The sequence below is a fragment of the Vibrio sp. MMH1-50 genome, assembly GCF_022347645.1.
GTDB lineage: Bacteria > Pseudomonadota > Gammaproteobacteria > Enterobacterales > Vibrionaceae > Vibrio > Vibrio harveyi.
Map to the genome: position 1 here is coordinate 59,298 of NZ_JAKRGG010000009.1, position 13,801 is coordinate 73,098.

Consider the following 13,801-nt stretch of genomic DNA (forward strand, 5'->3'; position numbering starts at 1 on the left):
GCCTGCGTTTCTGCAGGCCTTTGTTTTTATTAGTTGAGGTTTAATTACTCAAAATCACTCGCTTCTGGCAGACGATCTAGCATTTCATAGTACTCACCGGCTACCGTACCGATGTCACCACGAATGTACGCTTGGATTAGATTCAGATCTTTCAGCCATAGATCTTTGTCTGCATCCGCAGACGCGACATAGCCAGCATACACATTATCAACTGCAAACATCATGTCTTTTGTGTAGTTGTTATAAATCAGAGCCATTGCGTCAGTGTAAGCTTCAAATACTTTTGTCGTCTTATGTGCTTTGCCACCTTTATAACTTAATGTTCCTGCAACTGAATCCATCACAAGATCACCTGAAGTCAGGTTCGCTCTCACAAAGTTACCGAATGAAGTACTAAACGTCAGCACACCTGCTGCAATGTCTGCATCAATGGTAGTTTTCATTGCATTTACCATTGGAGCATCCAGTAGCAATACCGCATCGTGGTATGCAGGAAGAATCGATGTACGGAATGGTCCCCATGCCTTTTCAATGTCCGAAGCAATCTTGCTTAGTTGCGCTGAGTCGTAGTTATCCAAGTAGTTTTTCAGATCGTAGCCTTCGCTGGTAACTAGCTGATTTGCGTAATCATAAGCCAGTTTGTTGGCTTTCGTTGCCACAAACTTCTTACCATCAATTACAAACTCTACTTTGTCACCTGCAATAATACCGTAGCGATCTTGTTGTTTAGTGAATGCATCAAACTGCGCTTTACCACGAGCCTTAACTTTGTAATCGTCAGACTGCATTTGGCTAACGCCCATTTCAAGGATCACATCACCGATACGTTCACGACTGACTGCGTCAATGCCCAAGAATCGATAAATACCACGTGGCATTGGAGGTAAGGACTCCATTTGCTCAGTAAGGTGTAAGTTCACCGTGGTACCTTTTAGGTTGGTGTATGACTTACCCTCTTTATCTACCAGCGCGACAGGCGTGCTTAACGCATCATTTGCCACAATGTTGCCCATGATATCTTCATATTCAGCTTGAACACCTGGTAGATCCAACAACGAAGCAAAGCTCACTTCATCGGTGTAGCGGTTAGAGAATCGACGTGCCAAGAAATAGCTCGCAAGCGCTTTGTCTGGCCAGTAACCCAACACTGACACAGCGTTTGACCAAGGGTAATCAGGGTCAAAGCTGCCAATAGAGTTCAAGAAGCGTCCGTTTTGTGTCTCTGCAACCGCCTTGTAACCTTCATCAGCATCTTCAATGAAACGCGCCGCTAACTCATCAAAACAATTTGCTGCCGACAAATCGTAATCCGCCGGAATTTGGTGTGAGTTATTATCCAGCAATTTACCAAACGAAATCACTTTTTGATTGCCTGACGCATTTTCAATCACACATTGGTGCTCTGGTGTACGCAAAACATCAAGGAAGAACGCTGCTGATTTCTTCGCACCATTAGCGTAGTCACAGAACCATGAGTTATCTGCTTTGCCTTCACTACAGTATTGAGGGTTTGATGCTAGGCGCAGCAAGAAATCGCCCGGCTTATCTGTACTAGCGGTATAACCTAAGTTGGTGTACAAGTTATCGATGCGTTCTAGATCTTCCACCTTGTCACGAATCGAGTTCATCTCAGAATAGCGGCGTAATAGGTAACCTATGTAATCTGTGGAGTACAACCCTGTCGTTCCGTAAAGCTGCAAATTGCGGCGGTCATAACTATCAAGGTAGTTTTGCCATTCATAAGAGACAATTTCTTCTAAGTTTGTCCCTTCATCAAAACGGTTACAGTCGCTGTTTAGCGATACGTTACCATCAGTACAGAAGTCATATGACTTACGCTCAATCTCATTGACTTTATCAAGATAATAGAGCACACCGTAACGCGTCTTCGCCTTAAGTTCCGAGTCATCAGACAGTGCTGCAGTGTCAAATCGGCTAAAGTCACAGTTGTACAGAGATTTACCACTGTCTGTGCCCGTTAACTTCTTAACTTCAGAACACACCATGAGTGCATCATTCTCAGCGTTATCACCAAATCTGTAGGCGAAGCTTTGCTGATAGTCTTGCAGTTCTTTTAGGTAGCTGTTGTATGCTGCTTTCGCTTCATCGCTAGCGTCGTCTGCTGGCTTCGCTACAGGTGTTGGAGCTGAGCCCGAAGATGCTTGAACGGTTTCAACTTTACGACCATAACCGAACTTAAACGCTGCAATATCGTACAGCCCCCATGTTGGTGTTTCATCCAACATACTTGGCGCGTAGTCCATGGTTGAGCTGTACGCAGGAATATTATTCAAGCCCAGTTGATGTGCTTGCTCTAGCGTGTAGTAGTTTGATTTGTCATTCGAACCTTTAAAGTTATGACGTAAACCTAAGTTATGACCAAGCTCATGAACCAGCGTATTACTGTAAGTCGCTACAGTAATCGCATCTGCCGTTTTAACCTGCAGATCTTTTGGTAGATGTTTCCAACGCTTAAGCTCTCGAGAGACTTCTTTGCCAGCGTCATCTAGCTTGATTTCGAAGTAACGGTCATCATCCAGTTTCAAATTATCAAGCATGGCTTTGCTGGTTGAAGAAACCCACGATGCTTCGATTGGGTAAACATTGTGCTCAGCCCAGAAAGACAAACGGTTTTCTTCTGTTGCGACCACCTTTTCAAAATCTAACTCATCGCTGAAGGTTTTCTTTAGCTCCGTTGGCGCTTTAGTCGCTGCTTTGCTTGTGGTCATTTCTTCTTTTGACACAAGAGGCGCAGGAATACTTTCGTCCGCTTCCAGCTTCGCGATTGCCGCCATAGTTGAGAGCGACTCAATTCTCTCTGAAACTTCTGATGTTGTTGTCGCGGAGCTTGTCGTTGGTAACGGATCGAGACCGTCTAAGTCCAATTGATTACGGTTGTAGAATCGGGCTAGGTTATCCCAGTAATAAGGAACCCCAGTTCTTGCCACACCAGCGTATTGGTTTACGTGACCTTTGATGATCTCGCCCGTCATTGGGTTAGCAACGGAAGGACCATAACCTAACAAGCCGTTCGCCAGCGGCTCATCCACCAAGTTGATCACGTTGTAACGCAAATCACCTGGGTGTATACCTGCACCTTTGGTTTTGTTTACGATTTCAATTTCTGGCTTACCAGAATCCGCACCAAATAATCTAAGTGCTTGGTTCATCTTATCGATGGATTCAAGCGTCGCATCTAAGAAGATTTTGTTTTTCTCTTCAAAGAAGTTATCGGTCAGATAATACTTGATTGAATCTTGATCAGGGTTGAAACGGTTCAGGTACACCACATCACGATCATACTTGTTTGTGATAGGGTTAAGCTGCTTTGTCTCAGAGACAAAGAAACCAATGTCATTCTCGTCACCAATAGGATATAGAACCGGTTGGTAGTCTTTGGTTGCCACCACACTCTCGTGCATTAGAGAGTAATAAAAACGAGATTTAAACGCGCCATCGACCAGCATGTCGTCAAGACCCGCTTTGGTATCTTCGTTGATGTAGGCTGACATGTTATCCAAGTCAATGCGGAACGAGCGCTCAAGTTCGAAGTTTAACGTGCCCTTCTCTGGATCAAAATCCCATGAGATTACGCGCGGCGAACCAATTTCGGTTAGCCCATCCGTGATCCCATACAGATCTTCCATATTGAATTCGGCGATCTCAAGATCTTCCGGACGCGGAGTAAAGTGGGTCTTACTCTTGTAGTTTAGACTCGCATCCTCGTTAGTTTCTTCTTTATTCGTACAGTCACCGTGACCATCTTCTTTACAGCGGTATGCTGCAAAGTCACCAGGAATAGTCAGAACATGTGCAAAGTTAACATCGTCATCATCGGCAACGAACTTCTCCTCGCCACAATAGTTGTTCGCGTCTTTGGTCAGATGTGCGTCTGGGTAGTTTTTGTCGTAATTACGAACTTCCAGACCTTCTTTACTGAAACACAGCTCAACATAACGAGGCGAACCTTGTAAAAATGGGAATTGGTTTAGCGCGAATCTTGGTGCTGCACCAGTTGTTGGTACGTAGAACCAACGACCGTCTTTTAGGTCTTTAACCGCGATTTCTTTTGCATCTCTTTCGACATAGTCATAAGCCTGATCGTCAGCACCACAACCGGCAAGTCCGGCAGTGATCGCTGACACCAGAGTTAATTTTTTAAACATGGTTTGGATATCCTTAATTTTTGTTATTTTCCTAGAAGGAGTAAGCAACAGAGGCGATGTATGACGCTTTCTCTTGGTCAAGCAGGTCGATATTGCCCAGCGTTCCTCGTTCCGCATCTTGATAGAAGCCGGTAGAGGATGCTGCCAACGTTAGTGACCAGCTCTTGTTGAATTTGTAGGTTCCGTATAAGGCACCTTCATACTGCCAACTGCTCCGTCGAGTCCCTTGATAACTGATGGTGTTACCACCTAAAGCCGTGATGCCCAGAGAGAACGAATCCCAAGACTTTTCAGCGACAGAAAACAGTGAATAGGTCCACTCTGTGAGTGAGCGACCGCCATTCGTTTTGTACTTGTGGAAGTTCTTTTTGAGTCGTGGCGCGATAGAAAAATCAACGCTCCACAAAGAAAAAGAGACCGGTACGGCTAAACGAAAAGCTGTTTGTAGCTCATCGTTTCGCGAGTCTTCTGAGGTAGGTATGGTGAACTGACCTGCAACAGCAATTTTCCCCGTTTCACCAAAGCGATACAGATTCGAGTATTGCAAGCCCAGTACTGAATCCGTTGCGTAAGTTCCAACTTCATCTTCTAGAGCGCGGTAGCCACCGGCAGAAAAGAAAGCTTTGATGTCTTTTGAAATCGCGTAGTTGAGATCCCCGCCCCAAGAAAAGTTGCGAACGGAGCGATAGTCGTCTTTGTCGTAAATATTTGTATCGTAAGAGAGGTAAACGGACCCACTTAGTTTACAAACTATACATGACGACTCTCCTTCATTTTGTGTAGATTCGATCCCGCTGCTATCAGCTACGTTGTTTTCTTCTGCGAGTAACGGCATTGAAAACAGCGTACCTAACAGCATCGCAAGCGGGGTCATCGTCCACTTAGTTGTGTGCTGCATGTTTTTAAACTTCCATGAAAATTAAGTTCATTAGAACAAACTTAAAGACAAACAGATTATTGGAATGACATTCTAAATAAGTAACAATCAGACCAATAAACCTATCAACCATAAGATTTCTCGTATGGTTAAATCCTTATTCTATTTTTGATAGATCTATTTTTAGTTATTTGTGCTATTTGAAATTTATAACTCGTGATAAGTCAACGTTGTTACAATATAACGATTCCATTTTTAAAAATTGCACAATCATATAAAGCAATCGTTGTCGTCATTACTAAAAAGACAACAATACCGACCTTTATCAACAACTTACAAAAACAAGCTTTGAAAGAGACAGAAATGAGAAATACATGTTAATAGAACAGATGCATTTATGAGAACATCATTCCGTTATAACAATCCTTGTTATGTCATTTTGGTAGGCTAATTATTTAATCTTATAACTGAAGAATACTAATAAGAGAAATCATCAAAACCATCCGTTGTTAATAATGAATTTCGCATTTAAAACAAAAGATGGAAATAATATCAAATTCGAATTTTCTAATATATTGACGTAACCCAAGAGTAGTTTGAATAGAAAGTCACCCATTAAGGTCGATAAAAATTACACAAACATTCACAAAATGAATAATTAAAGGCAGAGAACTCTAATTACAACACAAATGGGCTGCATATCTGTGAATTTATATTCATTTGACTATTTTTTATAAATTTGCATTTTATGTGACAAAAATCACAACAATGTGAAACAAAAGACACAAATGTCAATAAACTTGAGCATCAATTATCTCATCAACTCTCAAAAATGAAGGGAAGCTTAAGGTTGTCTTTCTCTGTTCTTCTTACAATAAAGTTTGAATTATTTATCAACAATAGCAGTAGGTTAGCGCCGACAGTCTCTCATCAAAAACTGAGTAGCAGGCATGGAAAGACGTTAAGAGTAAAAGCACTAACTCAATAAATTTCGGGTTTGAATATTCAGCGAATCAAAACGCACACTTATGCTCTGGGTAAGCTGCCAAGGCGACAGCTCAATCTTGAATGGTTTTGTTACCACAATTTTCACAGATCAAATGACGAGAAAAATCGTCCATCGAAGCTAAAAAAGCACCGAAGACAGCACTTTTGAGAAACCCAGTAATGAACTCTTTCTTCCTGCGGTTTTTATCACCCTCAAAAGCACTTTTCTTTCTAACTAAAACCACAACGTGGTGCGTTTCCACTCCACATTTAGGACACAGAAACACTTCTGTCTTTCTTGACATATTCGCCTCCTAGGTAGGTATTTCTTAGCAACGTAACGATTACCATGACCGTGCATCAACTTTGGCTCGCAATGCTCGAGCATACTCGGTTAACAGCCTTGCATTGTCTGCGCTTTCAGCGTCTCCACAAACTCGACCTTGATAGGTAATATTGGGGCTGGAATAGATGGGTACTATGTTCTTTTCGTAGCTCATGATGGTTCCAGAGTCACCACATAATGCAGCATGAGCATACCGCTTGATCTGTAACTGGTTATCCTCAGCTGTCATGGATTCAAGTGTTCTACCTTGAACTTGAGATGATAGCGTTTCTAAATCATGTTGTGCCCATGCTAAGTGCCCTAGTTCATGCTCCAAAGCTAGTGGACCAGCTCGTACATCGGAAACCACGAAGTTAGGAAATAAATCAACCCATGTTTCTGCTATTTTGTACTCAAAATCAAAGTAACTGCTGTCCTCACTTAACACCAACACGACATAAAAATTTGGTTCCTGATACGCACGTTCCAACAAACTGCTGTGTTGCAGGTTGAGTTCGTAATGTGAAGACAACATATCTTCAGGTTTAGCGTTGTGAGCATCAAAGAACTCATAACCAGCGCTCTTACGGATCATAGGAACACATGAGTTTGCGAGAATAAGATTCGAAAGGGCTAAATCCTCGTCGATTCGCTCTTCCAAGGCTTCTATGCTGAAGTCATTGAGAATTGAATAGTCAAATACGAATTGAACCCAAGTCTCCACTTTTTCTTCGTCAGCGCATTGCGAAAGTACGAGCTTTCGAGAGTCAAAATAGAGCAAAGCACTTACGAACGCCGTCCCCACAATTAAGCAAATACTTACAACTTTCAGCTTCATACATTCTTCTTATGAATTTCATAGACAACAAAAATAAGCATATGAAATTTATAAATTAATGAAATTGATATGTAAATAAGCGCTTATTGATTATGAGAATAAGCACCATGAGTAAGTGTGGTTATTCGTCCTCGTTTAGACGACGAATCAATTTGGCTGGCGTTCCACCATATAAACAATCTGGCGGCACATCACTGTTCACCACTGAGTTAGCAGCAATCACAGAACGAGCGCCAATGGTTACGCCTTGGTTGATGACTGAGTTCCCGCCAATCCAAACGCTATCTTCAATCGTGATTGGTTTACAAAACGTTTCCCATTTTAGTCGGCTACGGTAATCCAGCGAGTGAGATGCAGTGTAAAGCTGAACACTTGGTCCAATAAGCACATGATTACCAATGGTGATTTTAGCGCCATCAAGCATCACGACATTCATATTGATAAAGGTCTCTTCACCGATTTCAATCGTTTTACCAAACTCACAATGGAACGGCGCACGGATGATGCTCATCCCAACCTTGCCAAATAGGTTCTTTTGCAGTGCATCACGTTGGGATTCATCGGTGTTGCCATTGAATGCCATCAATGCATGAGTTGCGTGGGTTCGAATCGCATCAATTTCTTTGTCTGCGCCATCGAATACTTGGCCTGACATCATTTTCTCTAGTTCGGTCACAGGATCTTTCCTACAGCTTTTAACGTAGCTAGGTTAATGCAAAAGAGGAATAAAAAAAGAGAAAAGCACGCGCTTTTCTCTTTCCTATTTTATTTAAGTGGCACTAGGGTCGGTTACACGATTTCCCAGCTGTGAGTCATCTCTACGCCCTTACCGAGCATCAGGCACACGGAACAGTATTTCTCTAACGAATCAGCAGCAACTTTCGCTACGATTTCTGGCTCTAAGGCTTCACCCGACACTTCAAAATGAATGTTCACTTGAGTAAAAATACGCGGTGCCGTTTCACGACGTTCGGTTGTGAGCTTCGCATTAACAGAAGCCACTTTCTGACCTGCTGACTTCAATCCATCAACCACATCAACAGAACTACAACCACCAGCAGCCATCAATACCATCTCCATTGGGCTTGGTGCAGTCGCACCGCCATTGCCATCCATCACAACGGAGTGACCAGATTGAGACTGACCTAGGAATTTAAAGTCTTCGACCCATTTTACTTCTGCTTGCATGGTTTCCCTCATTATTACTTCTGTCTCATCGGCAACCTATCACCAATGAGCGTTTGTTTGGTGCCATTACTGTAGCCCTCCGGTATAAAAGGGCAAAGAATTTTTCACTATTGTTGCAATTTTTTAGCTCTAACTTCTGTCTCCTTACGTAACATTCATTGAGAAAAATGACGTTTGAGGAAGTTATGAAGAAAGTATCTAAGCTATTGGTGGGATTCTCATTCACACTCCCTGTACTGTCCATCTTATTAAGTAAAACAGGCACTGCCGATACCATGGATAAGGTGAACGCATCTGGCAAAACCGACATTGCTACTTTGGCTGGCGGCTGTTTCTGGTGTACTGAATCAGATTTAGAACAATTACCGGGTGTGTTGGACGTCGTATCTGGTTATTCAGGTGGTGATTTAGCAAATCCGACCTACCGACAAGTCTCTTCTGGCAAATCTGGCCATATAGAAGTGATTGAAGTGAAGTACGACCCAAGCATTGTTAACTACGAGCAAGTTTTGGATTACTTCTTCCGCCATATCGACCCGACTGACGACAAAGGCTCATTCGTCGACCGTGGTCCCCAATACCGTCCTGCGATCTTCTACCATAATGCGGAGCAAAAACAGATTGCTGAGCAATTTATGATGGAAATCGACAAGGCGATGATTTATCCGAAGCCACTTAAAACGGAGCTTATTGAGTTTGAAAAGTTCTACCCTGCGGAGTCTTACCATCAGGATTACTACAAAAAGAGTGCCCTGAAATACAAATATTACCGCTATGCGTCAGGTCGAGATAAATACCTAGATGAAGTGTTTGGTGAGGATCGTAAAGACAACCCAAAAACACTACGCGAGCTTATCAACGAAAAAGATCTGATGACAAAACTGAAGGTCTATGAAAAACCGTCTGATAAAGAGATCAAAGCGAAGTTGACTGATCTGCAGTACTACGTAACACAAGAAGAAGGCACAGAGCGTCCCTTTAACAACGAGTACTGGGATAACAAAGAAGCGGGCATCTATGTGGATATTGTCACTGGTGAGCCACTGTTTTCATCGACGGATAAATACAAATCAGGTACAGGTTGGCCAAGCTTTACTAGACCAATCAATCCAGGTTACATCGTTGAGAAGACCGACTTTAAATTGGTTTATCCACGAACAGAGATTCGCAGCAAGTTTGGAGATTCGCATATTGGTCATGTTTTCAAAGACGGACCAAAACCAACAGGGTTACGTTACTGCATGAACTCAGCAGCCATGAAGTTTGTACCAGTAAGCGAAATGGCAAACCTAGGTTACGACGATTATCTGTACCTATTTAATAACTAAACTCGCTTAAGACAACGAATTAGGAGTGAACATTCAGAACGATGAAAGGTTTTAAATCCAACCTTCCCATAAAAGTCTGTCCAGTCTGTGAGCGCCCGTTTTCTTGGAGAAAGAAGTGGGCGCGAAATTGGGATGAAATCGTTTATTGTTCTGAGCGTTGCCGAAGAAGAAAATCAACGAAGACGTAGGTCACTCCGAACCTCTCTAGTGCGTATTTTGCCCCAGTTAGTACAATCTTTACCAAGGTAGTAATGCGCCATCATAAGCCCAAAACGCCCCGCTATCTTGCGGGGTTGCTTTTTCTATTAACCCTAGCAAATCCTTTGCCACTCGCTCTGGCGTGAACAGTTTTCCCTCTGGCACATTGGTTTGAAAAGGCGCAGACAACGCCGTATCGGTGGTTCCCGGATGGAGCGCGAGTACCGTGCCATGCTTGAGCATTCTTTGCCATTCGATTGACATGGTTTTAAGGAACATATTCAACGCGGCTTTTGAGGCTCGATAGCTATACCAACCGCCCAATTGGTTATCGTTAATACTGCCAACTTTAGCAGAAACAGCCGCGAACTTAGGCTGTGTGCTGCGTTTGAGCTTAGGTGTAAAGTACTTCGCCAGCAGTAAACTGGGCAAGGTGTTTACCATTATCGTTTGCTGGAAAAAGTCTGCGTCGAGAGAACTCAAATTCTTCTCCGGACCTTTCTCTTGGGAGTGCAACATACCCACGCAGTTCACCAACCAATCAACATGCTCGATGTACTCACTGAGCGCTTTCACCTCCTCATCTTGTGTCACATCCACTTGATGCCAAATAACATTGGGATGATGCCAGTTGGGGTGTTGCCTACGATAGGTCGCGTGAACACGAGCTTGAGGAAAATGTTCCGCCGCGCACGCAACCATGGCAAATCCAATTCCGCCATTCCCACCTACGATCAATATTTCCATTACAAGGTCTCCAAATTTTCCATGTGGTGCTCCGCGGTTTCAAGGATAGCTTGTCGTTGCTGTGGTTCCATATTGTCCCAAGAGCGGAAAATCATCCCGATACGAGGATTGGTCGCCAATCGCTTGTCATGCTTGTTCATAAAACGCCAATACAAGCTGTTGAATGGGCATGAACCTTCACCACTGCGTGCTTTGTTGTCGTAATGGCAGCCCTTACAGTAATCACTCATTTTATTAATGTAAGAACCACTAGCTGCATAAGGTTTAGTGCCGACAATACCTCCATCAGCAAACAGCGCCATACCACGTGTGTTTGGCATCTCTACCCACTCGATCGCGTCAACGTATATACCGAGATACCATTCATCCACTTGGGATGGTTCGATCTCAGTTAGCAAACAGAAATTACCAGTGACCATTAAACGTTGGATATGGTGCGCATAGGCGTAGTCAAGGGACTGACCAATCGCATTACGCATGCACGCCATTTTTGTTTCGCCATTCCAGAAGAAATCAGGCAGTTTTCTGTTCGCTTCCAGTTCGTTCTTTTTCGGGTAATGAGGCATGTTCGCCCAGTACACTCCGCGGATGTACTCTCGCCAACCTAAAATCTGGCGAATAAAACCCTCAACCTGAGAAATATTAATGTCTGGGTTTGAATGGAATGCCTTGAGTGACGCATCAATGACTTCTTGCGGGTGTAGCTGTTTGCTGTTGAGAGAAAACGAAATCCGACTGTGATACAAACTCCATTTAGCGTCGTGTTGCCCAGTCATCGCGTCTTGAAAACGACCAAAAAGAGGCAAACAAACTTGGCAAAAATGAGCAAGTAGAGACAAGCTTTGAGCACGGTTAATCGGCCACAATAAATCCCCTTCAAAGTGCCCTATCGTTTTAATTCCATGACGTGTTAATCGCGCTTGTATCTCACTGACATCGGTACTAAACATTAAAGGTTGTGGCAACTGCTCAATATCTTTAGTTTTGAGTTTGTTGCGATTATTCGCATCATAGTTCCACTTCCCCCCAACAGGTTTGCCATTTTGCATTAAGATGTTGAAACGCTTGCGCATACGGCGATAAAAGTGCTCCATCATGATGTGTTTGCCTTGCGGGAACTGCTCTTCGATCTCTTCAAACGGCAACAAAAAGTGCTCTGAGTCAACGCAACGCGTTACTACGCCATTGAGCTTAAGTTTGGCAAGTTGTTCCAATAATCGGTATTCATCAGGGCGTTGATATTCAAACTTGCTTGCACCAACTTCGCTGACAAAATGCTGGAGAAGTTGCTCAAGATCCCCAAAAGATTGGGTATCATCCAACGTAAGGTGCAAGACTTGATGGCCTTCGCTCTGACGCTCTTTCGCAAACTTTTCCATTGCAGAAAAGAACGCACATACTTTTTGAATGTGATGCGTCACATACGTATTCTCTTGTTTTAACTCTGCAATCAAATAGAGAACGTGGTCATCAGGTTGCTGAAACCAAGTATGTTCGCAATTGAGTTGATCACCCAAGATCAACCGAACGGTATCAAACTGCATCATGATTTCTCCGTAGAAGACGCATTGCCATGACTTTCCATCGCAATCGGCCAATCAACCATGTCCACATTATCCAAACGTGCACCATCACAATGCCCATCCCACTTATCAATAAACTCATGGTTGGGGTCGTACATTTGCGTCTGCTTTTCAAGATTGAATTGCCTTGAACCACGAGGGTCCGCACCAACGCCTGCGAGGTATTGCCAATTTCCCCAATTTGAAGCCACATCGTAATCAATTAATTGAGACTCAAAATATGCAGCGCCATAGCGCCAATCTAGCCCTAGTTCATGTACAAGGCAGCTCGCGACCAGTTGTCTGCCACGATTCGACATGTACCCAGTTTCATTGAGTTGATGCATACACGCATTAACGAGCGGGAATGGCGTCTCGCCTTTTTTCCATTGTTGGAAACGATGGGCGTAAAAGCTGGTCAATGGCGTTTGATTGCGAATCCCACCAAAATGAAACAGCTGCCGACCATATCGTCGCGCATACCAATAAAAGTACTCACGCCACAGCAATTCAAAGTAAATCCAATACGTCGAATCATTAGCACCATAATCCGCTTCATAACGCTTTAACATGTCCACGATCCTTTTCGCCGAAACACAGCCATGTGCTAACCACGGGGAGAATTTAGTGGAATAGTCCATGCCATCTAAACCGTTGCGTGTCTGTTTGTATTCACTCGCAAGCGGCGAATCAAAATACCGACGACAATGCTCAAGCCCCGCATGCTCTCCCCCAGCAAATGGCATTGGCTTTAAGTCGCGAGTTAAGCTCAATGTTGGTAAAGAGAGACCTTTGGGTAGTGGCGGAAGTGTAGATACTCTGTCGGCAGGTTGCGAAATAGATAGCTTTTCTACTTGCTTACGAAACTGGGTAAAAGTATCAGATAGCTCATTGAGACTGAACGGGAGGTCAGCCAACCTAAATAAACTTCGCATTTCGTGCTGAACAACCGTTACGTGGCGTTCCTCCGCCTTAATTTCTTCGATGACACTTTGCTCGTCGCAACCCGGCATAGCATCAACGTAAAGCCTTGTAACACCAAGATTTTTGAAGGCATGTTTTAATGCTTGATAAGGATGCAAGTCGACAACAAACAAACGTTGTTCAAGTGCATTTAAAGACAGGTTGAGGCAGTGTAATGACTCATCTAAAAACTGTCTTTTTGGCTGACCAAACTCGGATGTTTGAGCATAGTGCGCCAAAAATGGTGAAACCTTGGGATAACAGTAAAGACAGACAAGAAAATCCACTTCTTCTGCAGCTTTGGCCAGATTTGGGTTGTCATCCAGTCGCAAATCATTGGTAAACCAATACAGTCCTATTGTTTTGTTCAAACGAAGCTCCTTTTGGCACTTTTCTGTTATGCGCATGCCAGATTCTACGAACCTTAGTTGGTCAAGATCAGCACTTCGTTTACATTGCTCAAAACTCCATCACTCAAACTTTTATGGTAAACAGAATGTTACGAAGGATTTTATGAAATTTTAAAATCAAGACTAATATTCATGAAACCATTTGATTATTTGCTCATATTTTTTAAGAAAACCAAGCAAAAATGACAAAAAATAAAGCGATATTGTTTTAT

11 protein-coding genes are annotated in these 13,801 nt (G+C 43.2%); 2 read left to right on the top strand and 9 right to left on the bottom strand.

The window, feature by feature from the left end; translation table 11 throughout:
* Positions 1-44 precede the first annotated feature (44 nt).
* The 6 genes from MHO32_RS09410 to MHO32_RS09435 all read right to left on the bottom strand — a co-directional run bounded on the left by MHO32_RS09410 (position 45) and on the right by MHO32_RS09435 (position 8,381).
* Positions 45-4,166: a zinc-dependent metalloprotease gene (locus MHO32_RS09410; RefSeq protein ID WP_050904375.1), complete on the bottom strand. Its 4,122-nt coding sequence runs from the start codon at positions 4,164-4,166 to the stop codon at positions 45-47.
* 31 nt (positions 4,167-4,197) lie between these two features.
* On the bottom strand, positions 4,198-5,064 hold the full coding sequence (locus MHO32_RS09415; protein ID WP_045487056.1) for a hypothetical protein: 867 nt from the start codon (positions 5,062-5,064) through the stop codon (positions 4,198-4,200).
* Between the two features lie 1,037 nt (positions 5,065-6,101).
* Positions 6,102-6,335, bottom strand: coding sequence for a hypothetical protein (locus MHO32_RS09420; RefSeq protein WP_239211386.1), 234 nt, complete (start codon positions 6,333-6,335; stop codon positions 6,102-6,104).
* 39 nt (positions 6,336-6,374) lie between these two features.
* Positions 6,375-7,193 carry a hypothetical protein gene (locus tag MHO32_RS09425; RefSeq protein ID WP_050908713.1) on the bottom strand — a complete coding sequence of 273 codons (819 nt, stop codon included), beginning with the start codon at positions 7,191-7,193 and terminating at the stop codon, positions 6,375-6,377.
* A 121-nt stretch (positions 7,194-7,314) separates the two neighbouring features.
* Entirely contained in the window at positions 7,315-7,869 is a 555-nt protein-coding gene (locus tag MHO32_RS09430) for a sugar O-acetyltransferase (protein WP_017817349.1), read from the bottom strand.
* A 113-nt stretch (positions 7,870-7,982) separates the two neighbouring features.
* The gene (locus tag MHO32_RS09435; RefSeq protein WP_050908674.1) at positions 7,983-8,381 is read right to left on the bottom strand and encodes an OsmC family protein; all 399 of its coding nucleotides are present in this window, start codon (positions 8,379-8,381) and stop codon (positions 7,983-7,985) included.
* 185 nt (positions 8,382-8,566) lie between these two features.
* Here MHO32_RS09435 and msrB point away from each other — a divergent pair, with 185 nt between their 5' ends.
* Both msrB and MHO32_RS09445 read left to right on the top strand, forming a co-directional pair.
* Positions 8,567-9,709, top strand: a complete 1,143-nt coding sequence (gene msrB, locus MHO32_RS09440; RefSeq protein ID WP_239211390.1) for a peptide-methionine (R)-S-oxide reductase MsrB — start codon at positions 8,567-8,569, stop codon at positions 9,707-9,709.
* A gap of 41 nt (positions 9,710-9,750) precedes the next feature.
* Entirely contained in the window at positions 9,751-9,897 is a 147-nt protein-coding gene (locus MHO32_RS09445) for a DUF2256 domain-containing protein (protein ID WP_005453360.1), read from the top strand.
* A gap of 49 nt (positions 9,898-9,946) precedes the next feature.
* Here MHO32_RS09445 and MHO32_RS09450 read toward each other — a convergent pair whose 3' ends face one another.
* From MHO32_RS09450 to MHO32_RS09460, 3 genes are read right to left on the bottom strand one after another with little or no spacing between them, the layout of a single operon-like run.
* Positions 9,947-10,654 carry an SDR family oxidoreductase gene (locus MHO32_RS09450; protein ID WP_050904288.1) on the bottom strand — a complete coding sequence of 236 codons (708 nt, stop codon included), beginning with the start codon at positions 10,652-10,654 and terminating at the stop codon, positions 9,947-9,949.
* Positions 10,654-12,198, bottom strand: coding sequence for a cryptochrome/photolyase family protein (locus tag MHO32_RS09455; RefSeq protein ID WP_239211495.1), 1,545 nt, complete (start codon positions 12,196-12,198; stop codon positions 10,654-10,656). The genes MHO32_RS09450 and MHO32_RS09455 overlap by 1 nt, the downstream gene beginning before the upstream one ends.
* Positions 12,198-13,550, bottom strand: coding sequence for a DASH family cryptochrome (locus MHO32_RS09460; RefSeq protein ID WP_239211398.1), 1,353 nt, complete (start codon positions 13,548-13,550; stop codon positions 12,198-12,200). Before MHO32_RS09460 ends, MHO32_RS09455 begins: the two co-directional genes overlap by 1 nt.
* Between the last annotated feature and the right edge of the window lie 251 nt (positions 13,551-13,801).

Coding starts and splice junctions, on each gene's coding strand:
- MHO32_RS09415 (WP_045487056.1), bottom strand. CDS start 5,064: ATGCAGCACACAACTAAGTGGACGATGACCCCGCTTGCGATGCTGTTA.
- MHO32_RS09425 (WP_050908713.1), bottom strand. CDS start 7,193: ATGAAGCTGAAAGTTGTAAGTATTTGCTTAATTGTGGGGACGGCGTTC.
- MHO32_RS09435 (WP_050908674.1), bottom strand. CDS start 8,381: ATGCAAGCAGAAGTAAAATGGGTCGAAGACTTTAAATTCCTAGGTCAG.
- MHO32_RS09450 (WP_050904288.1), bottom strand. CDS start 10,654: ATGGAAATATTGATCGTAGGTGGGAATGGCGGAATTGGATTTGCCATG.
- MHO32_RS09420 (WP_239211386.1), bottom strand. CDS start 6,335: ATGTCAAGAAAGACAGAAGTGTTTCTGTGTCCTAAATGTGGAGTGGAA.
- MHO32_RS09445 (WP_005453360.1), top strand. CDS start 9,751: ATGAAAGGTTTTAAATCCAACCTTCCCATAAAAGTCTGTCCAGTCTGT.
- msrB (WP_239211390.1), top strand. CDS start 8,567: ATGAAGAAAGTATCTAAGCTATTGGTGGGATTCTCATTCACACTCCCT.
- MHO32_RS09455 (WP_239211495.1), bottom strand. CDS start 12,198: ATGCAGTTTGATACCGTTCGGTTGATCTTGGGTGATCAACTCAATTGC.
- MHO32_RS09410 (WP_050904375.1), bottom strand. CDS start 4,166: ATGTTTAAAAAATTAACTCTGGTGTCAGCGATCACTGCCGGACTTGCC.